The organism is Psychrobacter sp. 219-2-C (genome assembly GCF_049560815.1).
GTDB classification, from domain to species: Bacteria; Pseudomonadota; Gammaproteobacteria; order Pseudomonadales; family Moraxellaceae; genus Psychrobacter; species Psychrobacter faecalis.
In genome coordinates this window covers 2,045,573-2,070,006 of the sequence record NZ_CP186933.1, presented here as the reverse complement: position 1 = coordinate 2,070,006, position 24,434 = coordinate 2,045,573, and the positions used below count along the sequence as shown (strand labels likewise).

At 44.0% G+C, this 24,434-nt stretch carries 23 protein-coding genes; 13 read left to right on the top strand and 10 right to left on the bottom strand.

Annotation, left to right across the window (positions count from 1 at the left end; translation table 11 throughout):
- Window positions 1–118 precede the first annotated feature (118 nt).
- Window positions 119–502: a DUF2147 domain-containing protein gene (locus ACPEGP_RS08440; RefSeq protein ID WP_068404286.1), complete on the top strand. Its 384-nt coding sequence runs from the start codon at window positions 119–121 to the stop codon at window positions 500–502.
- Window positions 503–702: 200 nt separating this feature from the next.
- Here ACPEGP_RS08440 and ACPEGP_RS08435 read toward each other — a convergent pair whose 3' ends face one another.
- The 4 genes from ACPEGP_RS08435 to ACPEGP_RS08420 all read right to left on the bottom strand — a co-directional run bounded on the left by ACPEGP_RS08435 (window position 703) and on the right by ACPEGP_RS08420 (window position 5,348).
- The gene (locus ACPEGP_RS08435; RefSeq protein WP_423813137.1) at window positions 703–1,965 is read right to left on the bottom strand and encodes an ammonium transporter; all 1,263 of its coding nucleotides are present in this window, start codon (window positions 1,963–1,965) and stop codon (window positions 703–705) included.
- A 93-nt stretch (window positions 1,966–2,058) separates the two neighbouring features.
- Window positions 2,059–2,397 (bottom strand): P-II family nitrogen regulator, encoded by a 339-nt coding sequence (locus ACPEGP_RS08430; protein ID WP_011514651.1) that lies wholly within the window; start codon window positions 2,395–2,397, stop codon window positions 2,059–2,061.
- 449 nt (window positions 2,398–2,846) lie between these two features.
- On the bottom strand, window positions 2,847–3,701 hold the full coding sequence (locus ACPEGP_RS08425) for a universal stress protein (protein ID WP_191690682.1): 855 nt from the start codon (window positions 3,699–3,701) through the stop codon (window positions 2,847–2,849).
- Between the two features lie 147 nt (window positions 3,702–3,848).
- The gene (locus ACPEGP_RS08420; protein WP_369957821.1) at window positions 3,849–5,348 is read right to left on the bottom strand and encodes a SulP family inorganic anion transporter; all 1,500 of its coding nucleotides are present in this window, start codon (window positions 5,346–5,348) and stop codon (window positions 3,849–3,851) included.
- Window positions 5,349–6,019: 671 nt separating this feature from the next.
- Between ACPEGP_RS08420 and murD the strand changes: the two genes are divergently transcribed.
- Entirely contained in the window at window positions 6,020–7,438 is a 1,419-nt protein-coding gene (gene murD, locus ACPEGP_RS08415; RefSeq protein WP_423813136.1) for a UDP-N-acetylmuramoyl-L-alanine--D-glutamate ligase, read from the top strand.
- 430 nt (window positions 7,439–7,868) lie between these two features.
- A complete protein-coding gene (locus ACPEGP_RS08410) occupies window positions 7,869–8,993 on the top strand; it encodes an FtsW/RodA/SpoVE family cell cycle protein (protein WP_191690688.1) in 1,125 nt (374 codons plus the stop codon).
- Window positions 8,994–9,070: 77 nt separating this feature from the next.
- On the opposite strand, the gene gluQRS is transcribed toward ACPEGP_RS08410, so the two are convergent.
- The 6 genes from gluQRS to ACPEGP_RS08380 form a co-directional block, all read right to left on the bottom strand.
- A complete protein-coding gene (gene gluQRS, locus ACPEGP_RS08405) occupies window positions 9,071–10,030 on the bottom strand; it encodes a tRNA glutamyl-Q(34) synthetase GluQRS (protein ID WP_423814271.1) in 960 nt (319 codons plus the stop codon).
- Window positions 10,031–10,257: 227 nt separating this feature from the next.
- Entirely contained in the window at window positions 10,258–10,701 is a 444-nt protein-coding gene (dksA, locus tag ACPEGP_RS08400) for an RNA polymerase-binding protein DksA (protein ID WP_068404274.1), read from the bottom strand.
- Window positions 10,702–11,213: 512 nt separating this feature from the next.
- Window positions 11,214–12,053 (bottom strand): metallophosphoesterase, encoded by an 840-nt coding sequence (locus tag ACPEGP_RS08395; protein WP_423813135.1) that lies wholly within the window; start codon window positions 12,051–12,053, stop codon window positions 11,214–11,216.
- Between the two features lie 284 nt (window positions 12,054–12,337).
- Entirely contained in the window at window positions 12,338–13,183 is an 846-nt protein-coding gene (locus ACPEGP_RS08390; RefSeq protein WP_144297501.1) for a metal ABC transporter permease, read from the bottom strand.
- Window positions 13,184–13,249: 66 nt separating this feature from the next.
- Complete coding sequence (locus ACPEGP_RS08385) at window positions 13,250–13,987, bottom strand: metal ABC transporter ATP-binding protein (protein ID WP_423814270.1); 738 nt, start codon at window positions 13,985–13,987, stop codon at window positions 13,250–13,252.
- 163 nt (window positions 13,988–14,150) lie between these two features.
- Window positions 14,151–14,699 (bottom strand): transcriptional repressor, encoded by a 549-nt coding sequence (locus tag ACPEGP_RS08380; protein WP_191690697.1) that lies wholly within the window; start codon window positions 14,697–14,699, stop codon window positions 14,151–14,153.
- Window positions 14,700–14,923: 224 nt separating this feature from the next.
- Between ACPEGP_RS08380 and ACPEGP_RS08375 the strand changes: the two genes are divergently transcribed.
- The 10 genes from ACPEGP_RS08375 to ACPEGP_RS08330 all read left to right on the top strand — a co-directional run bounded on the left by ACPEGP_RS08375 (window position 14,924) and on the right by ACPEGP_RS08330 (window position 24,416).
- The gene (locus ACPEGP_RS08375; RefSeq protein WP_423813134.1) at window positions 14,924–15,808 is read left to right on the top strand and encodes a metal ABC transporter solute-binding protein, Zn/Mn family; all 885 of its coding nucleotides are present in this window, start codon (window positions 14,924–14,926) and stop codon (window positions 15,806–15,808) included.
- A gap of 310 nt (window positions 15,809–16,118) precedes the next feature.
- Complete coding sequence (locus ACPEGP_RS08370) at window positions 16,119–16,526, top strand: ATP synthase subunit I (protein ID WP_068404263.1); 408 nt, start codon at window positions 16,119–16,121, stop codon at window positions 16,524–16,526.
- Between the two features lie 731 nt (window positions 16,527–17,257).
- On the top strand, window positions 17,258–18,124 hold the full coding sequence (atpB, locus tag ACPEGP_RS08365) for a F0F1 ATP synthase subunit A (RefSeq protein WP_423813133.1): 867 nt from the start codon (window positions 17,258–17,260) through the stop codon (window positions 18,122–18,124).
- A gap of 35 nt (window positions 18,125–18,159) precedes the next feature.
- On the top strand, window positions 18,160–18,408 hold the full coding sequence (atpE, locus tag ACPEGP_RS08360) for a F0F1 ATP synthase subunit C (RefSeq protein WP_025651437.1): 249 nt from the start codon (window positions 18,160–18,162) through the stop codon (window positions 18,406–18,408).
- 117 nt (window positions 18,409–18,525) lie between these two features.
- Window positions 18,526–18,996: a F0F1 ATP synthase subunit B gene (locus ACPEGP_RS08355; RefSeq protein WP_025651436.1), complete on the top strand. Its 471-nt coding sequence runs from the start codon at window positions 18,526–18,528 to the stop codon at window positions 18,994–18,996.
- Window positions 18,997–19,009: 13 nt separating this feature from the next.
- A complete protein-coding gene (locus tag ACPEGP_RS08350) occupies window positions 19,010–19,633 on the top strand; it encodes a F0F1 ATP synthase subunit delta (RefSeq protein WP_068404260.1) in 624 nt (207 codons plus the stop codon).
- A 91-nt stretch (window positions 19,634–19,724) separates the two neighbouring features.
- Window positions 19,725–21,269 (top strand): F0F1 ATP synthase subunit alpha, encoded by a 1,545-nt coding sequence (atpA, locus tag ACPEGP_RS08345; protein ID WP_423813132.1) that lies wholly within the window; start codon window positions 19,725–19,727, stop codon window positions 21,267–21,269.
- A gap of 249 nt (window positions 21,270–21,518) precedes the next feature.
- A complete protein-coding gene (atpG, locus tag ACPEGP_RS08340) occupies window positions 21,519–22,400 on the top strand; it encodes a F0F1 ATP synthase subunit gamma (RefSeq protein WP_068404256.1) in 882 nt (293 codons plus the stop codon).
- Between the two features lie 50 nt (window positions 22,401–22,450).
- Complete coding sequence (atpD, locus tag ACPEGP_RS08335; RefSeq protein ID WP_200662733.1) at window positions 22,451–23,884, top strand: F0F1 ATP synthase subunit beta; 1,434 nt, start codon at window positions 22,451–22,453, stop codon at window positions 23,882–23,884.
- 115 nt (window positions 23,885–23,999) lie between these two features.
- Window positions 24,000–24,416, top strand: a complete 417-nt coding sequence (locus tag ACPEGP_RS08330) for a F0F1 ATP synthase subunit epsilon (RefSeq protein ID WP_191690707.1) — start codon at window positions 24,000–24,002, stop codon at window positions 24,414–24,416.
- The last annotated feature ends 18 nt before the right edge of the window (window positions 24,417–24,434 follow it).

Genomic DNA, 24,434 nt, shown 5'->3' with positions numbered 1-24,434 from the left:
TTGCTTAAAATGAGCGTAGGATCGAAGGGTTTGCAATAAAAGAATGTCGATAAAAGGATAAGCGAAGACATTAGAAACGCAACGTTTCTAGTAATCATTAAATGAAGGGAGTCAGTTTATGAAATTATTCACAAAAACCACTTTAGCAGTTGCTGGTATCAGTATGGCAAGCATGGCATTTGCCGCTGACCCATTACATAACACCACTTGGCAGACTTATGATGAAGGTAAGCCAAAAGGTTTGGTTAAAATTACTGAATCTAATGGTGTCCTAACTGGTACCTTGGTTGATACCAACTCCGCTAAAGGTAAGAAACATATTGGTACAACTATCATCAAAGGTCTAAAGGCCGACGGTGGTGGTAAATATAGTGGCGGTACAATCACCGACCCTGAAAAAGGTAAAGACTATCGTATGACCGCCAATCTAAGCGGCAGTACCTTAAAACTAAAAGGGTATATCGGTCCATTCTCACGTAGCCAAACGTGGAAAAAGAAATAAACTAATATAATCTTACTCTATAAAGGTCAGTTATTAGACTGGGCATTATAAAAAGACAAACTGTTAAAGACTATAGTGTTAGAGAATAAATAATCCCGCAAGACTGAAAGGTTTTGCGGGATTTTTGATGGGATAGGTTTTTACTAAAGAAGTTTTATCGATGATTAGCAAATCAACAATAAAACCCTCTTAAATACTTGTTACCTTATAAACTCTGGATAGGCTTCCATACCACATTCAGCGATGTCTGCTCCTTGATATTCTTCTTCTTCAGAGATACGCAGACCTATGACAAATTTAATGATGCTCCAGACTATCAGACTACTGATAAACACCCAAGTAAAGATGGTCGCAGCACCAGCAATTTGACCGAGCAATGTAGCGGCTGGATTGGTCAGAGGGACAATTAGTAGACCGAATAAGCCTGCCACGCCATGCACCGAAATAGCACCAACTGGATCATCAATTTTTATTTTATCTAATATTAAGATGGATAGTACAACGATGACGCCTGCCACCATTCCAAATAGGGTTGCCTGAAGCGCCGATGGCGTAGAGGGTTCGGCAGTGATAGCGACAAGACCGGCTAATGCACCATTTAAGAGCATGGTCAAATCTGCCTTACCAAAGATAACGCGCGCGATAATAAGGGCGCCGATGGCTCCACCGGCAGCAGCGGCATTGGTATTTAAAAACACTACCGCAACTGCATTGGCGCTGGCGATATCGCCAAGTTTGAGCACTGAGCCGCCGTTAAAACCAAACCAGCCCATCCATAAAATAAGGGTGCCAAGTGCGGCCAAGGGTAAATTGGCCCCAGGGATAGCACGTATCTCACCGTTAGGTCCATATTTACCTCTACGCGCCCCTAACAGCAAGACCCCTGATAGCGCGGCAGCGGCTCCTGCCATATGCACGATACCTGAGCCCGCAAAATCAGAAAATCCCAAATCGCCAAGGCTAAATAGGCCAAACACGGCTTTACCGCCCCACGTCCAGCTGCCTTCTAATGGGTAAATAACTCCGGTCATAACAACGGCAAACAGCAAAAAAGACCATAACTTCATGCGTTCAGCTACGGCACCTGAAACGATTGACATACAGGTGGCGACAAAAACCACTTGGAAGAAGAAATCAGAGGCGGCCGAATATACGGCATCGCCAGCAAAGCCATTTTCAGCTGAGGTCGCTAATGCATCTGCTACTAAAGTTTCAGTGCCAGCAATACCACTCAAAAACAGATTGCCATCATACATAATGGCATAACCGCATATCATATACATGGTACAGGCGGTGGCAAAGAGGGCGATATTTTTGGTGAGGATTTCGACGGTGTTTTTTGAGCGTACCAGTCCAGCTTCTAACATGGTGAAGCCGGCGGCCATCCACATGACTAGCGCGCCACAGATTAAAAAATAAAATGTATCTAGCGCGTACTGGAGCTCAAAGATTTGGTTTTGCATATTAATTCCCCCTTGAATAGATGCAATACAGTGATCGAGATAACCTATAAATCTGTGTTTATAAGTGGTCTAGCGCTTAATTATTCTTAACTACTAAATAGCGTCAGGACCTGTCTCACCCGTACGAATACGAATGACTTGCTCAAGATTGGTCACGAATATCTTGCCGTCACCGATTTTGCCAGTACTGGCGATACGCGTAATGGCTTCGATAGCAGGTTCGACCATCTCATCCATCACCGCTACTTCGACTTTTACTTTAGGTAAAAAGTCCACCACGTACTCGGCGCCGCGATAGAGCTCGGTATGACCTTTTTGACGACCAAAACCCTTGACCTCGGTGACGGTGACACCCTTTACACCGATGTCAGAAAGCGCTTCGCGCACATCATCGAGCTTAAATGGTTTTAAGATCGCAGTGATTAGCTTCATAAAAAAATCCTTATATAGATGATGTCGCAGGTTAATAGAGACCGTTTGCTGGCTCGTATTATTGTCAGGCTCATGGTAAATAGTTCAAGAATTGTGCCAAACCTACTCAAGGGGGTTGGTAGGGTTGCGCGCATTTGCTTAAAAATAACCATGATAATGACAAAAACTCTTGCCTATATCGCAACAATAACTATGCTTTTAGGGATATAAGTTGGAGTTATCAACCTTTAACGTTGGGAGAATAAACACTTTATTATAACCAACTTTTTAAGCCCTTGGGGAGGCTATCACTTTATTTCATGTGACGATTTGATAAGAGGTTTGATAAGAAAAATGGGAAGAGATAGGAGAAAAGTAAGCGCGTAAGCATTGTAAAAACGTCGATTATTAAAAACGCCATTATGAATAATAGCGTTTAAAATCAAAAGTTTATACATAAAAAGAAGGTTTTAAGCTTTGGGGAAGAGTAAATACGGGGTTTTGGTACTGCCAAGTAGTTTTTTGGTTTCACTACCTTTTAGCAGCTCAAGCAGACGCGGTTGCCCAAAGGCGCCGGTCATCAGCAGCCCAATATCATTTTTGCTTTGATAGTAATTTAAGGCAGCGGTCACATCACGGCAGTCGAGTAAGGCTTTTTTACACTTGATACCCGCTTGTTTAAGGCGCGCATAGGCTTCCCGCAGTGCATCGCAGTTTTCTGAGTTTTCTTTAGCAACCATGACAATATGTACGGTCAACGCACGAATAAGCGGCGTTTTACACAGCCAATTGAGCAGCTTATGCGAAGTTGGACTGTTATCAAAAGCAAATAACGCCGTCGTTGGGGGCAAAAATGGTGCATGCGTCACCAAAATGGGGCAGTGGCTCAAACGTATCAGCTGACTCAAGGTTGATTTGCAAGTCACATGATGACCGATGACCATTAATTGTGCTTTGTCATCGACGTAATCAATACTGTCACTCAGACTTTCATGCCGATGTAAGGTATAAGTTTTAAGCTTGTGACTTTGTTGCTCACAATAAGTGCTGGCCTGATGCAGCAGCAGTTTACCTTGGGCTTTTAGCTCGCTATTGCTCAAATGCTCTTGTGCGGTGAATTGGTCTAGCAAGACATTTTCATCGTCAATATTGAGACAACCAGAATAATCAACGGCAGCTTTTTGTTGCAAACTTGGTACAGAATGCAGCAGACCAATGGGTGCCTGCAGACGAATAGAGGCCCACATACTAGCATCCAATACCGCTTGCACATGATTGGGGCAGTCCAAGCAAGCAATCACACTATCTGGCTTCAAATTACTCATAAGGGCACCACATATCTCAATAATAAAATCAGGCTCACGGTTTAAAGGAGTGCCTTTAAGCCGCGAGCCTAATTTTATATACCAATATAATTGCTGAACAATAAAGACACTATTGCGCTCAGCTTGATAACAGCAATACCGTTTTGTTTAATCTAACAGTCCAATATCTCGGCGATCGTGAATCGAAAAGCGATCGATAAGGGTACGGCTGGCGCTGTTGAGTCCAACCACTTTGACATCAATACCTTCGCGCTGCAAACGCATGACCAGTTTGTCCAAGGTATCGACGGCACTCACGTCCCAAAAGTGGGCGTGGCTAACATCGATTTGTACGCTGTCCAACGCTTCTTTGGTATCAAAGCTTTGCAGAAACTGCGTCGTTGACGCAAAGAAAACCTGTCCTTGCACGTAGTAATAACGCGTATTGCTACTGTCGTCATACTCACTAAAGACCGTTAAGAATTGCCCGATTTTATTGGCAAACGCCAACGCTGAGAGCAGCACGCCAACGCCGACGCCGTACGCGAGGTTATGGGTAAACACAGTGGTTATCACGGTCGCCAGCATAACGATATTAAAGGACAGCGGGTGGGTTTTAAATTCTCGAATAGATTGCCAATTAAAGGTACCGATAGAAACCATAATCATCACCGCTACCAATGCCGCCATCGGAATTTGGCTGACCCACTCACTTAAAAATACCACCAAGATGAGTAGCACCACGCCAGCAATAAGCGTTGATAAACGCGTACGGCCGCCAGATTTGACGTTAATCATTGATTGCCCAATCATCGCGCAGCCTGCCATACCACCAAAGAAGCCTGATACGACGTTGGCCATACCCTGACCACGGCATTCGCGGTTTTTATCACTGGGCGTATCGGTCAATTCATCGACGATGGTCGCGGTCATCATAGATTCTAATAAACCTACGATGGCAAGCGCGATAGAATAAGGCGCGATAATGAGCAAGGTTTCAAAGTTCAGCGGAATGTCAGGTAATAAAAACACCGGTAAAGAATCGGGCAAATCGCCCATGCTACCGACGTTACGAATATCAAGATTCATATACATGGCAACCGCAGTCAAACCAACGATACAAATCAGAGGTGAGGGAATCAAGCGTCCGATTTTAGGAAGCAGCGGAAATAAGTAAATAATCGCAAGGCCTGCCGCCGTCATGATATAAACTGTCATGCCGACGCGCTCAGTCATCGGGTTCAGCTCAGGCAGCTGGGCGGCAAAGATTAAAATCGCCAGCGCATTAACAAAACCAATCACCACCGAGCGCGACACAAAGCGCATCAAGTTACCAAGTTTTAAAATACCCATGATGATTTGAATGACGCCGCAAAGTAGCGTAGCGGCAAGCAAGTACTGCAGCCCGTGCTCGGCGACCAAATCAACCATCACCAGTGCCATCGCGCCGGTCGCCGCCGAAATCATACCCGGACGTCCACCGACAAAACTGATGACCACGGCGATGCAAAATGAAGCATATAAACCGACTTTTGGGTCGACACCAGCGATAATAGAAAAGGCAATCGCTTCTGGAATCAAGGCCAGTGCGACCACTAAACCTGATAACGTATCACCGCGAATATTGGAAAACCACTCTTCACGCAAACTGCCAAAAAAAGATGTCATAAGTAAACTGTATAAGGTTAGAGGCAAAAAAAACAACCATTTATGATCGAGCAATAAAGCGTCACCCTAAAATGATTGTATCGAGACTGACGGTTATCGACCTTTATAGCGGTATCGCACAAACCGTCACCCTTAATCAGTAGGATAACAGCTCTTAAAAACATCAATAAGTGTTTGCCGTGAAATACGGCGGAAGAAGATACGTCTCTTGTCAGACAAAACGCCAAAATATGGGGCAGCGGTTGCCTGTCATATCCACCTCAGCATAAAAAACATAACTGCAGGACGATGACAATGGCGCGATAAAGGCGACAACATGCTAAACTAAAATGCTAAATTAAAGATTTGGTTAAAGAGCGCTTACTATCGTGGCGGTTCTTATTAAGGCGGCTATTATAGCATTAGCGGCGCAATATAAAAACAGGCGCATAATAACACAAAGCCTCAAAAAACCAGTACCGAAATTGTGGCAATGGCTTTATGATGCTCATCATCCACAGCAGCTTACTTATACTGGTTCAAGCTGGTTCAGACTTGCTAGAACTGGCTGAGATTAGTTGTAGCCCTGACGTTTAGCGTAAAGCCCACTATAAAAAGCCATTATCAATACTATTGATAAAGCCAAGATGCTTGATACAATTTTGTTCGTCCAATAGATAAAAGGAATAGATATGACCACTAACACCGCAACAGAATCCTTACTTCATAAGGGCAGTGGTTTACAAGTCGTGGTCGGTTTGGGGCAGTCGGGGCTGTCGGTTGCGCAGTATTTGACCAAGCAAGGTTACCAAGTCGCTGTCACCGACAATCAAGTCAGTCCCACTTTAGCAGACCAATTGCCTGCTGCTGTTGAGATTCGCCAGTTTGGCGCGATAGATGCCGATTTATTGCAACAAGCGGCTCGCATTATCATCAGCCCAGGTATCTCCTTAAAAACCCCAGCGGTTGCTGCGGCGCGAGAGGCTAATATTCCCGTTGTCAGTGACATTCAATTATTTTGTGAAGCGTGCCGCGTACCGATTGTTGCGATTACAGGCTCTAATGCTAAAAGTACCGTCACCACCTTGGTTGGACAAATGGCCGCCGATGCTGGGGTCAATGTTGGCGTAGGCGGCAATATTGGCGTGCCAGCACTGACGTTACTGTCCAATACCGAGATGGAGTTGGCAGTTCTCGAGCTATCAAGTTTCCAGTTAGAGACCGTAACCAATTTAGGCGCGCAAGTAGCTACTGTGCTCAATATGTCGCCTGACCACCTAGACCGCCATGGCGATATGCTCGGCTACCATCAAGCCAAGCATCGCATTTTTCAGGGCGCCAAGTCAGTGGTTATCAATCGCGAAGATGCCTTGACGCGCCCGCTAGTGGCGGATAATTTGCCACGCTTAAGCACGGGCATTCACGCCCCTGACAAAGGTCAATATGGACTGATTACCGACTCAGAAGGGCAGACGTATTTGGCCCGCGGGACAGAGCGCTTGCTATCGGCAGATAAACTGCGTATCAAAGGTCGGCACAATTTACTCAATGCGCAAGCGGCCTTGGCTTTGGGTGAGCTTGCCGGTTTACCGCTTGATAGTATGCTCGCTACCTTGCAGAGCTTTACAGGACTTGAGCATCGCTGCGAATATGTGGCTACGGTCGATGGCATTGATTATTTTAATGATTCTAAAGGTACCAATATTGGCTCAACCATGGCGGCAGTCGAGGGCTTAGGAGCGGTATATGCGCCTAAAGATGGTAAGCTACTATTAATTTTAGGTGGGCAGGGTAAAGGTCAGCAATTTGGCGAATTAACGCCATTTATCAATCAATACGTCAGCCAAGTGTTGTTTATTGGCGAAGATAGCCAGCAGATTGAGCAACATTTACGCGCCGCTGGTATCAACGACGATGATGTCTATATGCATCAATGTCAAACGCTAGAAGGCGCTTTTGCGACGATACAGCAAGTCACAAAAAGCAGTTTATCGCAGGTACAAGCGGTGCTCTTATCACCAGCTTGTGCCAGTTTCGATCAGTTTAGTGGTTTTGCCGAACGCGGCAAGTACTTTAGTCAGCTGGTCAACCAGTTAGACAAGGCTTCATAAAGCATCTTGACGTTTTATCATACGTTTTGGCTTGAAGTAGTATCAGCGTTAGGTTTTAAGTAGTTTTACTGATGTTATAAAAATGGAAAGCGTTTTTCGATAAATGATTGTTTTGCTTATAAATTGCTGCTACTGTCAACTAGGTAATAAAGCGGGCGATAAACGATTTGCAAACCATCGTTGCTATTCATGTTGCTAACCACTGTACCATTAATACTGACAAGCTAAACGATTAACAATCGGGGTTTGTCGCCGCTTTGCTGTCTGCTATTATCTATTGGATAAAATCAACTTCATTTTTTTAAACGGTGGCGTTTTATAATGCCGTGTTTTCTCGTTTGTTAGTGTATACAAAATTATGGCGCTCTCTTCTTTTTTTCGATCAAACTCTCAATCGCCGCGAGCTACTGGCTCAGATGGCGTTCTCTCCATGCCCTCAGCGCGCGCCATTTTATTAGCAAGCGTTGGCTGTATGTTGGTGCTCAGCTTATTGATGGTAGCTTCTGCTTCTATCCCGTTTGCCCTTAGTCGCGGCATGAGCGAGCTGCATTTCTTTTATAATCAGCTTTTATACATGGCGATTGGGCTGGTTATCGCTGGTATTTCTTATAAAGCAGTAACGCTAAAAAGGCTTTATAAAACCGAAACCCAGTTTATGCTCTTGGCCATCACAGGGTTATTGTTATTTGCCACTTTATTTAGTACGCCTATTAATGGCTCGAAGCGTTGGCTCACGCTCGGCGGTTTTAATTTTCAGGTCGCAGAGCTTGCCAAATTGGTGATGATTATCTTTGTTTCAGACTTCGTTGTACGGCGCTCATTTGAGGTACGTAACGGCTGGGATGGGTTTTTACGCATAGCCATCGTGGTTGGATTAATCACCGTTCTGTTGCTCGCGCAGCCAGATTTTGGCTCGTTTGTGGTTATTATTGGGACGGTCTTTGCCATCTTTTATATTGCTGGTGCGCCTTATAAACAATTTATCGCGCTCGGCGCTGTGGCCGTTGGCGGTGCTGTATTAATGGTGGCGACCGTACAATACCGACTGGTACGGGTAATGTCGTTTTTGGACCCTTTTGATGATGTACAAGATACCGATTATCAGCTAGCCCGTAGCTTAATTGCTTTTGGTCGCGGTCAGTTTACTGGCGTCGGCTATGGCGAAAGCGTGCAAAAACTGTCGCATTTACCAGAGGCGCATACCGATTTTCTACTAGCCATTACTGGTGAGGAGTTGGGCTTCGTTGGGGTGACCATGATTCTCATCTTTGAGGCGCTGATTATCGGAAGTGCGATGCGCATCAGTTATAATGCCCTAAAACGCCGGCAAATGCGTATGAGCTATACCGCCTTTGGTATCGCGGTGGTGTTTATTGCGCAGACAATTATTAATGCGGCGATGAATATGGGCGCGATTCCCACCAAAGGGTTGACCATGCCGTTTTTCAGTTATGGCGGCTCATCGATGCTGATTAGCTTAGTAATGGTCGCAGTATTGCTAAGGATTTATAAAGAAAGCCCTGAGATTGAAAAGAGCCAGTGCCGTTATTACTAAGTCGTGTAATGATTAGAGTGTTTACGGCAATCCAGTTATTGATGATAAAGAAGCGTCGCTTATAGCGGCGTTTTTTGTTAAATGTCGCTTGTATTAAAAGTCTGCATATTTTGTAATGGCGAGTTGTCCCATTGCGCAATTGCTTGGGTAAGCATGTTTGTCGGCGTGTCTCTATCAACGGCAGGTTGCTGTAATAGCTGCAAAGCATGGGCAATTAGATGACTTGGGTCACGGGTATCAATTGGCTGGGCAAGGTTTTGTTTAGAGAGCTTTTGACCATCAGGACTGCATATCAATGGTAAATGGTACCAATGATCGATAGCTGGCAAATGCGCTGCATGCATAATGCTAATTTGCGCGGTGGTCATCGGTAAAATGTCCAAGCCACGCATAATATGCGTCACACCTTGCAAGCCATCATCGAGGCTAGCAGCCAAAATATAGTTGATCATGCCGTCTTGGCGACGCACCACCATATCTCCCAAGCTTTGCTGCGGATTGCTCCATTGCACACCTTGAATACCATCTTGAAAGCCAATACGGTAATCTGGTAGCTGTATACGCAGTTTGTTTTTTTCTTTATCAAGATTGGCATTTAGACAACAGCGCGGATAGCGTTGTCTGTTCAGCAGTTTTTCCTGTGCCTGCTCTGCGTCCATGCTTTCTCCCATCGCTTTTTGCTGCCAATAACGCTCAAGGCTTTTACGCGAGCATTGACAGCCGTAAGTCAGCGGATATAGGCTTGAAGATAAATAATCATTATAAATATCAAGGCGCTCAGATTGGTAGATGACATCGCCATCCCAGTGCAGCCCAAGCACTTCTAAATCAATCAAAATCTGCTCAGTAAACTGTCGATCACAGCGCTCGGTATCGGTGTCTTCGATACGCAGTAGCCATTTGCCACCAAGAGATTTGATCTGACAAAAGCTGGCAAGCGCGGTGGTTAAGGAACCAAGATGCAGCTCACCGGTTGGTGACGGCGCAAAACGGCCAATAGGTTGGGGCAGAGTAGGAGTAATAGGCGTGTTTGCCATAGAGGTAGCAGATGTTTTCAAAATAGACACTTAGCGAAAGTGGAAATAGATAGAATAAATAAATCGATGCCAAAAAGATATTTGCTAAATATGCGTATTTTGTTGGTGCCGTGTCAACCACTAAAAGCTATTTAATAAAAAATAACGCCGTAAAACGCAACGAGCGACCAATGAATGGTCGCTCGTATTTGTATTTAAATGATTAATGACTATTAAAATAACTGGATTTAAGCGCCTTGGTTTTGACGCTCTTTAATCTCAGATAGAGTTTTACAGTCAATGCACTGGGTCGCAGTTGGACGGGCTTCAAGACGACGCAGGCCAATCTCGACGCCACAAGTTTCACAAAATCCATAATCCTCGTTTTCAATTTCAGCGATAGATTTATCAATTTTGCGAATCAGCTTACGTTCACGATCACGCGTTCGCAAGGTTAGGGCAAACTCTTCTTCTTGAGTGGCGCGGTCATTGATATCAGGCATGGCACTGGACTCATCTTGGATATAAGTCTTGGTACGATCTGCTTCGCCAATCAATTGATGCTTCCAATCTAATAAAATGGCTTTAAAGTGCGCCAATTGTTCATCCGACATGTATTCTTCGTTTTCGGCAGGCGCATAAGGGGTGAACTTTACATCACTTGGATTTGGGTTTGGGGTCAGGGTGCTCATATGGGTATCCTACTTTTTCAAATTAATTCAATAAAACGACCTATCGACAGACAAGGCGTTATCAATTTACCAAACGCTATAAATGGTTTCTTTTATAAGCGTTTTACCACTTAGTGACACAAGTAACACAGCTGATCTAAACATACGGTTATTTCGATATGCTGCTAGCGATCTATCGATTATCAATGGTCAGGTATATTGTTATGAATCTTTTTATTTAAATGCTAGCCATTAAATAAAGATACAAATCACTGACTGTGGAAACTTAGCTTGTGGTCAATTTAGCCGTCCTAGCTATTATAATTTTGTCTAAATGTAGACCGTTCTCATTTTTTACATTATTTATGATATAACTTATTTATCATTTTTAGCTTTACGGTTAGGTTGCTAGTATTAGCAATCACGCTGTGGCTGTCTATAACCAGTAATTTTAGCTAGCCCTATAACATACACACTCTGGCGGTATTATACTAGCTAAATACTAGCCAAATTTCTGCCAATAAAACTGGTTGTCAAGTATCTAGTCTTTCGACCCAGCTTGCAACCTCTCCATTGTTGGCTAATTGCAACCAGCGATAGCCGGGCAGGGCGCTTTTATCATAAGCGAAATCATCTTCAAAAGGCTTAAACTGATAGCAAGTGGATGGCGTGCTATAAACCGTTACCCCATGCCGATGGCGGACTTGCTCTTGGTGGGTATGGCCGCTGATAATGACTTTGAGATGCTCAAATGTTGCCAGCCGTTGCCAAAAGATATCGGCGTTTTCGAGCATATGCTGATCAATCCAAGCTGAATCGACCGCTATCACATGATGGTGCAGCGCAATAAGCGCAGGCTTAGCGCATGTCTCTAGCTGCTTACAGAGCCAATCAATGTCGCTTAGCGTCACTTCTCCTTCTACCTTGCCTGTCATCGAAGAATCTATTAACAACAACTGCCAATGGTCGGTTTCGATAACATGACGGTTCAATAAGCGTCTGTCCGCGGGTCTGGCAATCAGTTCACGCTGAAAAAATGGCAGCTCGCTGTTGTTTTCATCGGTAACGTCATGGTTACCGGCGATACAGGCAAAAGGAATCCCCGTTGCTTGTAGTACGTCAAAAATATGATCGTAAATTTCTGCTTGTACTTTATCGACCAAATCGCCTGTCACGAGAATCAAATCGCAGCGCCGCTCTGCGCTCAACGCTTGCTTGATAATCGCCTCAAAATTGTATTGGCAAACCGCTACTTCGCTACTGGTTTCGTCAGCCGCCGCAGGCACGTGGGAGGATAAGTGCAAATCGGTAATTTGCAAAACATTGACTTGTCCGTCGGGCGTGTTGACTGCGCTGGCGGGGTAGCTAAGCATGGGGGTTAGTCCCTTATCAAGCAAAACGATAATAAATTAAAATATGATGAAACGAAAACGTTCGTTAAAAAAACATCTTAAATTGGTGTACCGAGTATTTATTAACTCAAAAATTCGCCAACTATCGCATTGATAGTATTCAGGAAAGTTTATAACATAATGGGCATTAAAGCTCTAGCAATATTGATGAAATAAAGTTCGACAAAGGCCAAGTAAATATCAAAATCACGACCTAAATGTCATGGCTGAGGTACGTGGTAATTTGGTGCTACATGTAAATAACGCTAACGGCGTGGGGACCAGAATTTTGCTAATATGGATTCCGACCCTGATTTTTTGCTTATTAGCTTTGAGATAATGAGCGCCACAAAAAATAAAATAGCCAGTACCAAAACGATAGCAAGCCCCGTTTGGATATCTAGCCAAATGCTGCCCCAAACGCCAAGCGTGACGCCAAGCTGGGCGATGATTAAAGAGATAACAACCATTTGTTTTGGTGAGGCCGACCATAAACGTGCTGTTAATGCTGGCAACACCAATAGCCCGCTGATTAATAAACTCCCAACCGCTTGCAAGGCAATAGCACAAAACCCAGCTAATACGCCCATAAAAAACAAGCGCTGGCGCATCGGATTAATTCCTTGAATGCGTGCCAAAGCTTCGTGGGTGGCAAGCTTGATTTGTGCTGGCCATATATAAATCAGTAATCCTAAGCCCACCAAAACACTTACTGCAATCAACGGCAAATCTGCCCAGTCAAGCTCGAGCAAATTGCCAAATAAAAAACCTAAAACATTGGCTTGCTGATCGGTAAGCTGCGTCAAGGTTAATAAACCTAAACACAGCAGCGATACTGCAACCACGGCCAGCACTGCATCGACCGGCAGACGCTCATCATCGATGAATACTAAGCCCAGTACGACCAAAATACTGACGATGCCAATGCCAATGCCCATCGGTAATTGCCACAAAACTGCCAACGCCACACCAAGTAACGTGCCATGTGCCAAGGCATCGGCAAAAAATGCCATGCGCCGCCATAAGACTAGGCAGCCTAAAGGCGCAGAAAGTAGCGCTAAAATGCTACCAGCAATCCAAGCAGGAGCTATGATGGCTAACCAAGCGGTCATAATAGATATCCGTAACGTTTTTATAAAAGGAACAAGGCAATTTGCCTAAAAAGCTTGGTTTTTTAATTATATCTCGCTTGGGGCATGGTGCTCACAAGCGTGCGGTTGATGCACATAAGGCTGCTCATAATGATGGCCAAAAAGCTTCTGAAACTCCGAACTAATCGCAAGCTCGCTTGGTTGCCCTTCGCAGCAAATGTGCTTATTTAAACAAATGACACGCCTGCTACCTTTCATGACCCAATGCAAATCATGCGACACCACCAGCATGGCACAGCGCAAAAACTCCGGCAGCTCATCGATAAACTGATACAGCCAAACCTCGGTATCAGGGTCTAGTCCTTGCATCGGCTCATCTAAAATTAATAAATTGGGCTTGTCTAATAAGGCACGCGCCAATAATACTCGCTGGGTTTCACCGCCTGATAAATGCAGCATTTGCCGCGACAATAAATGCGTCAACGACAAATTATCAAAGATAAATTGCCGCTGCTCAGCCGTTAAGCGTTTTTTATCGGCTTGCGCCAATAAATCGCAAACGCGTAACGGCAATATCGGCGGCACGGCAAAGCGCTGCGGCACATAGCCGAGTTGTAATTTTTGGTGCGACGTTATCTGGCCACTGGTCGGTTCGATTAAACCCAAAATAAGCTTGACTAAAGTAGATTTACCCGCGCCATTGGGTCCGATCAGACTGACCGTTTCATTAATAGCGATATCGATATCGATATGCGAGAGGATACGTTGCTGCCCGATATGGTAACTGATATCACTTAAGCTTAGCAGTTTAGCCGCGTTAGACATGGATTTATCACTTGTATTCATAGCAGAGGGCTTGGTTGGTAAAATTGCTAGGCTCATAGGGCAGTACTGATGTATTAATGATAATTAAGAAATGACAGAATAATAATTTAGCATAGAAGCGTAAACCTAAAATTCAGATCAAAAATATAAGCAAACCGTTATTTTACTGACACGCTTGGCAACGACCGCTCAATTCAATGACGCTACGCTCAACCGTAAAGCCAACGTCTTGCTCTGCAAAGCTCATCATTTCTTGTACTGGCAAGCTGCTGCATTCTTGTACCCGCTGACACTGGGCACAGATTAAAAACGCCGCTGTATGTTGGGCGCGTGGGTGACAACAAGGCACATAAGCATTAATCGAGGTTAGCTGGTGAATCAAGCCCTCGCTCAATAAAAACTCCAAGCTGCGATAAACCGTCGGCGGCGCGACATTTTTTGGCGTTTGAGTATTTGCTTGATTGTTCGAGCTGTCGCTTTCTGCTTCAGGCTCGGCAAGGCGCATCTGCTGCAATTGAGTGATTAGATCATAAGCGCCCACTGGTTTATTGGCTTCTAGCACCAACTGGTAGATTTGCTGACGCAGCGGCGTAAAGCGCGCGCCGCTTGAGCGACATTGCTCTTTGGCTGCTAGTAAACGCTCATTGACATCGGACGCTGTAAAATCTTGCACATCATGGACATGAGCGCAAACAGATGAATGAGTAGACATGCAGCAAGCTCCTAAAGACGGTTTAGCGGTGTGATGAACAGTATTTTTAGTTAATGGATATTTTATAATGGTTTTTTATATTGTTATAGTATAACATACTAAAACGTAAAACAGAGAGGTCCTTTGCATTTATTCACAGGTCTGCTGTTTTATAACTAGAATAACGTTGCAAAATATTTATAACTATCTTTGTCATTTATCCTTGAACCTTAAAAGCTGCCATTATGATTCCATTATTTAAAAACTTTATGCATTTACCTCTGCGCTTACCGCGATTGCTCATAACTGGCGTGCTTATATTTGCCTCGTTCATGATGAGCGCGCAAGCAGCAACGGTGAGCGTCAGTAACTATCCGCTGTTTTTATTAAGCCAAGCGGTGACGGAAGGCGCGCCATCAGCCAAGCAATTATTGCAAGCAGGGGAGGTCGGACATCACGGCAGTATCAGTCCCGGCGATATCAAGGCCATTCAAAATAGTAAGTTTGTGGTTTGGTTTGGCGAGCCGCTAGAAAACAACCTAGCCACCACGCTCAATAGCGCGCCTAATGCGATTACGTTATTTAAGTTCGACGCCTTTAATCGTCATCCGCTGCGTGATGTTAAAGGCAAAGCCATTGCTGGTACGCTCGATCCGCATATTTGGCTCGATCCTGAAAACGCTAAAGCCATTACGCGAGCGCTTGCTGTCATTCACAGTCATGCCAATCCGCAATATAAAAACCTCTATCATGCCAATGCGCAAAAATTTGCCCAGCGCATGAATAAAGCCGTGGCGTCAGCTCATGCAAACCACGCGCAAAAACCTTTGCCGTATTGGGCCTATCATGATGCTTATCAATATATGGAAGACAGCGCCAAGTTCCAATTAATTGGCAGCTTAAGTACTGACCATCATTTAGCGCCAAAAGCCAGTCAGTTGCGCTGGTTAAATGAGCAGCGCCCAGCAAAACAAATGTGCTTGGTTAGTCCAAGTCAGCCTGCTAAAGGTTTGCTTACAAAGTTACAGCCAGTTAAGAGTACCGTGCAAGCGGAAGATATGAGCAACAGTAAAGATTTCGTTAGCGGCTGGCAGGCAATGGCGCAGCAAATCCGTCAGTGTATTTCCTAAATATCGGTAACCCTAATAGCAAGCTGAGCTTTTGAGCTATTTGAAATGACATAAGTTAAATTAACGGTAGAATAGGTGGTTTTAGAGGTGATTAGCGCTACTTTATTGACTCTGTAGAGAGATTTTCAGCGCTAAATAACTAAATGCTTGATAAAAGGCATATTTCACTTGCTTAAAATCTGCTTGCTCCCTATAATAAGTGGCGTTTTATTTTGGTTAAAAGATAACGTCTGTAGAGTGAGCCATTCACGGATAATATTGTCGCAACGGTGCGGCATTGTCCCCACGTTATAGAGCTATAGAAATATCAATGACCAAACCTGCCAAACGCACCCAAAGAGATAAGATTGCTATTTATCTAAAACGCCAAGCATGGATTTTATTTATCCTGATTGTGCTCGGTTGGATAGTAGATGTTACTTGGTTGGGTAATAACGGCAATACGCTTGTTATCGCAAAGAGTAACGCTATTGGGGCGCTACTCAGTTTTGCCACCCAAGCGGTCTTTGCTGGATTTATCTTTTGGTATACTGGGTATCGCGCGCGCAGACACATTGTTAGCCAGCTATATCGCGGTCAAATGGTCAAATGGTTATTGACCGTATGTGGTTTTGCACTAATTTTTATTACCATACAACCTCTATCAGCGCCTGCGCTATTCGTCGGTTTTATGGTAATGCAGATTAGTCACAGTTGGATGTTGTGGCAGATACGCTAGCTTTATAAGCTATTATAATTTTAATAGCTCAATAATACAGCACATACATTTGTCATCCTGCGGTCCAGCTTCTCTAAGATTACTGTTATAAAGTCATCAATCAATGATTAAGTGACTGAAAACTGTTTTTACAATAAAAGTATGAATAAAGACGCTTAACTAGAGTTAAGCGTGAAAATCGCGATAAGTAACCCTCTCTTTAAGTAGAGGGTTCAAATACAATTAAATTATCGGCTTTGATGGATAGACGCAAAGCCATAGTAGCGAACGTTAACAGCGCTTAACGTATTCATACCGTAAATAAAAAAGTCATAATTGACTTTACACGATTACAACGCTGCATTAATATAGACAGCTAACTGTCTTGCTGCTGAGCACCGTATTGATTGTGATGAAAGTAAAGCAAGATAAGTAAACACATACTCAAAAATTTGCGTAGATATGCAAGGGCCATTAATGAATAATCGTGCGCCCTTTTTTGATAGCTAAAATTTATCCATGACTATCAAATTGAGCCGCCGCAATAAAAAAATTGGTTATTCCGCTTAATTATTTAAGAATAACAGAGTAGTTATAGAGCTATGGGTTGGATGTTATTGGTTACATGAGGGCTGTAAGTGTTTTTCTGGATTTGCTTAATCGCAGATTGGTGACAACGCAAACGCCTCATCAGATGACAACCATATTTTTTGGTAGTTGATTAAATCGTTGATTAATAAGAAGCTTACATTATGGCATCCGAGCAAACATCATCAGAATATATCTCTCACCACTTAACGAATTGGACGTACGGCTATCTGCCGGGCGAAGGTTGGAAAGTTGCCTATACTGCTGAAGAAGCAGGGTTAATGGGTTTTAAAGCTATCCATCTTGATTCCATGTTATGGTCAATCGGTCTGGGTATTTTATTTTGTGCCATCTTTTGGATGGTTGCCAAAAAAGTTACTTCAGGCGTTCCCGGCAAAACTCAAGCAGCGGTTGAGATGATCGTTGAGTTTGTTGATAACAACGTTCGCGATTCTTATAGTGGTACGTCAAAATTGATTGCGCCGCTAGCGTTGACCATTTTCGTGTGGATTTTCTTGATGAACTTGATGGATTTAATGCCTATCGACTTCATTCCAAGTCTAGCAGGTCAAGTTGGCGCTGCGATGGGTCATGATCCACATCACGTGTTCTTCAAGATTGTACCAACGACTGACCCTAATATCACCCTAGGCATGTCATTTTCTGTCTTTGCGTTGATTATTTACTACAGTATTAAAGAAAAAGGGTTGGGTGGTTTTATCGGTGAGTTAACACTGCATCCGTTTAGCGCCAAAAACCCAATCATGCAAATCATTTTAATCCCCATCAACTTTATCTTAGAGTTTGTTACTTTGATTGCCAAACCCATTTCACTAGGTTTGCGTCTGTTCGGTAACATGTATGCTGGGGAGCTAATCTTCGTATTGATTGCCCTGATGCCGTTTTGGATTCAATGGGCGTTATCGGTGCCGTGGGCGATTTTCCACATCTTAATTATTACCCTTCAAGCGTTCGTATTTATGATGTTGACGATAGTTTATATGTCGCTTGCATCATCAACTGAACATTAATTATATACATTCAATAGGTAAATGAGGATACATCAATGGATCCAGTATTAGGTGGTTACACAGTTATCGCAGTAGCACTGCTTATCGGTCTTGGCGCACTTGGCACAGGCATTGGTTTTGCTATTCTAGGCGGCAAGTTCTTAGAAGGTGTTGCACGTCAACCAGAACTTGGTTCACAACTGCAAACTCGTATGTTCATCGTGGCAGGTCTACTTGATGCCGTACCGATGATTGGTGTTGGTATTGCTATGCTATTGTTGTTCGCTAACCCTCTAGCAGGTTAATCAGAAAGCTCAGTTGTAAATGTTTGGTGGTCAAAGTTTGTATATTAAACATAGCCAAAGTTTGGCTATCAAATATGATCAATGAAACTGATTTTTCATTAACAAAGAGGTGATCACGTGAATATCAATTCTACCCTCATCGGTCAAGCCATTGCTTTTGCAATATTTGTGATTTTTTGCATGAAATTCGTGTGGCCACCACTTATCGGTGCCATTAATGAGCGTCAGCGTAAAATCGCTGAAGGCTTAAACGCCGCAGAAAAAGCAAAAGCAGATTTAGCGACCGCGGAGCAAAATGTACAGCAGGAGCTTGATGTTGCAAAAACTAAAGCTGCTGCGCTAATTGAGCAAGCGAACAAGAGCGCCAATCAGCTTGTTGAAGATGCAAAATTGCAAGCCCAAGCGGAAGGCGAACGCATTCGTCAACAAGCGCAAGCCTCTATCGACCAAGAAATCAATCAAGCGCGCGAATCATTGCGTGCCCAAGTTGCTGAACTGGCTGTACTTGGTGCTGAAAAGATTTTGCAAGACAAAGTCGATGTGCAAAAACATGCCAGTATGTTAGACCAACTGGCGGCGAAGCTGTAATTGTGAGGATATCATGGCTGACTTATCAACCTTAGCACGACCGTACGCTAAAGCCGCGTTTGACTATGCCAATGAAAACGGGGTAGTAAATGAGTGGGAAAACTTCTTATTTATTGCCGCTACCGTTGTCAATGACAAGTCGTTCAGTACTTGGCTAGACAATCCAGCTGTTTCTGCTGAGCATAAGTCAGCTGCTTTGGTCGATCTTTATGATACGCAAGTAGCTAGCGCGAATGATTCTGCTTTTAAGCAGTTATTAGGTGAGACCCAAGGGGCTCGTCATGACCAAAACGCCAGCTATCCTAAAGTATCAGTAGCACTTAGTAACTTCGTTAAACAGTTATCAGAACAAGAGCGTCTGGCGCTGCTTCCTGAAGTTTATGAGCATTATCGCCGTCACAAGGCAATAAGCTTAAAGCAGCTTGACGCTTATGTGACCTCTGCTTATCCATTAACTGATGCTCAGCGTCAGACGCTGCAAACGCGTCTTGCTGACTCGCTCAATGCGAGCGTGGTGATTCACGAGTCGGTTGATCCAAGTCTATTGGCGGGCGCTACGATTAAAGTCGGTGACAAAGTTATCGATGATTCGATGCGTGGCAAGTTACAACAGTTAAAAACACAGCTAACGGCCTAATGCCAATCATCCGTGCAGCTTACTAAAGCTTGCGTGATATAAGAGCATTTAAGTCAGTGGCGGGTTATCATAAATTAAAGGAAACAAGGCAATGCAACAATTGAATCCAGCGGAAATCAGTAATCTGATTAAGCAGCGTATTCAAGACCTTGATGCGGGTGCAACTGCAAAGAATGAAGGCACGATTGTCAAAGTATCTGACGGTATCGTGCAGATTCATGGTCTTGAAGATGCCATGTACGGCGAAATGATTGAGTTTGAAGGTGAAATCTACGGAATGGCGCTTAACTTAGAGCGTGATTCTGTTGGTGCAGTAGTATTAGGCGACTTCCTAAAACTACAAGAAGGTCAAAAAGCCTATTGTACTGGTCGCATTTTGGAAGTACCCGTAGGTCCTGAGTTGCTAGGCCGTGTTGTTGATGCGTTAGGTAACCCTATTGATGGCAAAGGTCCTATCGATGCCAAGATGACTGATAAAGTCGAAAAAATCGCCCCAGGCGTAATCGATCGTCAATCAGTTGATCAACCAGTCATGACGGGTTATAAAGCCGTTGATACCATGATTCCAATCGGTCGTGGTCAGCGTGAGCTTATCATTGGTGACCGTCAGACGGGTAAAACCGCGATGGCTATCGATGCGATCATTGCGCAAAAAGCATCTGGTATTAAATGTGTATACGTCGCAATCGGTCAAAAACGTTCTACCATTGCTAACGTGGTACGTAAGCTTGAGCAAACTGGTGCCCTTGAATATACCACGGTTGTCGTTGCTTCAGCGTCAGAACCAGCAGCACTTCAATATATCGCACCGTACTCAGGTTGTACGATGGGCGAATACTTCCGTGACCGCGGCGAAGATGCACTGATTGTTTTTGATGATTTATCAAAACAAGCCGTTGCTTATCGTCAGATTTCACTATTGCTACGTCGTCCGCCAGGTCGTGAAGCCTATCCGGGTGACGTATTCTACTTACACTCACGTTTACTTGAGCGTGCATCACGCGTAAACGCGGCATACGTAGAAAAATTCACCAATGGTGAAGTGGTTGGTAAAACTGGTTCTTTAACCGCGCTACCTATCATTGAAACCCAAGCCGGTGACGTCTCTGCATTCGTACCAACCAACGTGATTTCAATCACTGATGGTCAGATTTTCTTAGAGTCTAGCCTATTTAACTCAGGTATCCGTCCAGCAGTCAACGCTGGTATCTCGGTATCGCGTGTTGGTGGTGCTGCTCAGACGAAGATTATCAAGAAACTGTCTGGTGGTATCCGTACTGCATTAGCTCAGTATCGTGAATTGGCAGCATTTGCTCAGTTTGCATCAGACCTTGATGACGCAACGCGTGAACAGCTTGATCATGGTGAGCGCGTGACTGAATTGATGAAGCAAAAACAATATCAGCCAATGTCTATCTCTGAGCAAGCGGCAGTTATCTATGCGTCGAACGAAGGCTTCTTAGCGGACGTTCCTGTTGAAAAAATTGGTTCTTTTGAAGAAGCTTACTTACGCTATATGCATGATGAGCAGAGTGAATTGATGCGTGAGATTGATGACACTGCGAATTATAATGATGATATCGCAGGTCGTTTAAAGTCATCTTTAGAGGCCTTTAAACAAAATCACAGTTATTAATTTAACGGGTTAAACCTGAAGTGGTTAGCGCTCTGCTTTAGAGCGCAAAAAGTGGCGCATTATTTAAGAAGCTTTTTAAGTCTAAAAGATTTTCCTTTAAGATAATCGCGCCGCTATTTTAACCAATGAAGGTCTAAGATTGCGTCATGCCACAAGATGTAAAGACATTATTTCGATAAGTTCAGTGTTTTATATTAAACGATTGTTGCATACGCCCATGCTTTTTAACCCTCTTATATTGGAATCATTATGGCAAGCTTAAAAGAGATACGTGCCAAAGTCACCAGTATTAAAAGTACCCAGAAAATTACTCGCGCTATGCAAATGGTAGCCGCTAGTAAAATGCGCCGTGCCCAAGAGCGCATGGAAGTGGGTCGCCCGTATGCTGATAGTATGCGCCGGGTTATTTCGCATTTGGTGCATGCCTCATCAGATTACAAACACCCATATATGGTCTCGCGTCCGGTTGATAAAGTTGGCTATATTGTCATCACATCAGATCGCGGCCTAGCGGGTGGTTTGAATATTAACCTATTCAAAGCTTTATCTAAAAGCATTCAGCAGTATCAAGACCAGTCCGTACAAGCCGAGTTTGCCGTTATTGGTGCTAAAGGCGTGAGTTTCTTTAAAAACTTCGGTGGTAAAGTCACTTCAGCCGTTACTGACTATGGTGATAAACCGACGTTTGAGCAATTAAACGCGCCGGTGCAAGCGATGTTAGAAGACTATAGCAACGGTAAATTAGACCGTATTTATGTGGTCTATAATCAGTTTGTCAACGCTATGACCCAAAAGCCGATTGTCAACCAATTGGTACCTTTACCAGAGGGTTCATTTGGTGATGAAGAAAGTGGCATACAAACAGAGCTGAGCTGGGATTATATCTACGAGCCTGACATTAAAACCTTGATTGATGAATTACTTGGTCGCTATATCGAGTCGATTGTCTATCAAGCGGTAATGGAAAACATTGCCTCTGAGCAGTCTTCACGTATGGTTGCGATGAAAGCGGCAACAGATAATGCTGGTGACCTAATTAACGATTTACAGTTGGTTTATAATAAGCTGCGTCAAGCGGCGATTACCCGAGAAATCTCGGAAATCGTTGGCGGTGCTGCTGCTGTTTCATAATTGAAACCCTTTATAAAACCCACTATATACAGAAGTTCAAGGAGAACGCAATGAGTAGCGGTCGTATTGTACAGATTATTGGCGCGGTTCTTGACGTTGAGTTTGACCGTAACGAAGTTCCTCAAATTTTTGATGCCTTGCAAGTAGACGGCACTGAGACCACCCTAGAAGTCCAGCAACAGCTAGGTGACGGTATCGTACGTACTATTGCGATGGGTTCAACCGAAGGTTTAAAGCGTAACCTACCAGTGACTAACACGGGCGCACCTATTTCTGTACCAGTCGGTATGGGTACATTAGGTCGCATCATGGATGTTCTTGGTCGTCCTATCGATGAAGAAGGTCCAGTTGCTGCTGAAGAAAAATGGTCCATCCACCGTGAAGCCCCAAGCTATGCAGAACAGTCAAACAGTACTGAGCTGTTAGAGACAGGTATTAAAGTTATCGACTTACTTTGCCCGTTTGCTAAAGGTGGTAAAGTTGGTCTGTTTGGCGGTGCTGGTGTTGGTAAAACCGTCAACATGATGGAATTGATCAACAACATCGCCCTTAAACACGAAGGTCTATCCGTGTTTGCTGGTGTTGGTGAGCGTACCCGTGAAGGTAACGACTTCTATCACGAAATGCAAGAAGCTGGCGTTGTCAACGTTGAAGACTTTAGCAAATCTAAAGTCGCGATGGTATATGGCCAGATGAATGAGCCACCAGGTAACCGTTTACGTGTTGCATTGTCTGGTTTGACCATGGCTGAGTACTTCCGTGATACCAAAGATCCTGTCACTGGCAAAGGTCGTGACGTATTATTGTTCGTTGATAACATCTATCGTTATACGCTAGCGGGTACTGAAGTATCAGCACTGCTAGGCCGTATGCCATCAGCAGTTGGTTATCAGCCAACGCTCGCTGAAGAGATGGGTATGCTGCAAGAGCGTATTACTTCAACGCAATCAGGTTCAATTACTTCTGTACAAGCGGTGTATGTACCTGCGGATGACTTGACGGATCCATCACCAGCAACGACGTTTGCTCACTTGGATGCGACAGTGGTACTAAGCCGTGATATCGCTTCACAAGGTATCTATCCTGCGGTTGATCCACTAGATTCAACCTCACGTCAGCTTGATCCATTGGTTATCGGTGAAGAGCATTACAACGTTGCTCGCGGCGTGCAGGAAGTTCTTCAGCGTTATAAAGAGCTTAAAGACATTATCGCCATTCTAGGTATGGATGAGTTGTCAGAAGAAGATAAACTAGTCGTTTATCGTGCGCGTAAGATCCAGCGCTTCTTGTCACAGCCATTCCACGTAGCGGAAGTATTCACCGGTGCTCCTGGTAAATATGTTGCATTACGCGATACCATTGCTAGCTTTAAAGCAATCATCGCGGGTGAATACGATGACCTACCAGAGCAAGCTTTCTATATGGCAGGCGGCATCGACGAAGTTGTTGCTAAAGCAGAAAAAATGAAGTCTTCTGCAGCGTAAGTTTTATAAGTATGGGCTAACGAGTAGGTATAATATAACCTTTATATCTACTCCTCAGTAACGCATCGCAGTTTTTACTGTTTTTTGATCGCGCTTTGATGGTAAGGAATTAAGTATGGCAACGTTACAATGTCGCGTCGTAAGTGCTCGTGAAGAGTTGTATTCAGGCGAAATTAGCATGTTAATAGCTAGTGGTACCGAAGGCGAAATTGGTATATTGCCAGGTCACACCCCGCTTATTACTTTGCTAAAACCCGGTCCGATGCGCGTACAAACGCCTAACGGTGAAGAAGAAGTTATTTATGTATCTGGCGGTGTGTTAGAAGTACAACCAAAAATGGTCACCGTACTTGCTGATACTGCGATGCGTGCGCACAATCTTGACGAAAGTAAAATCGTTGAAGCACGTAAGAAAGCTGAGCAAATGCTGGTCAACCAATCTGATACTGTACAAACCAATGCAGCATTAGCGTCATTGGCTGAATCAGTCGCCCAGTTGCAGACTATTCGTAAATATAAAAACCGCGCCTAGCACATAGTTACGCTTTAG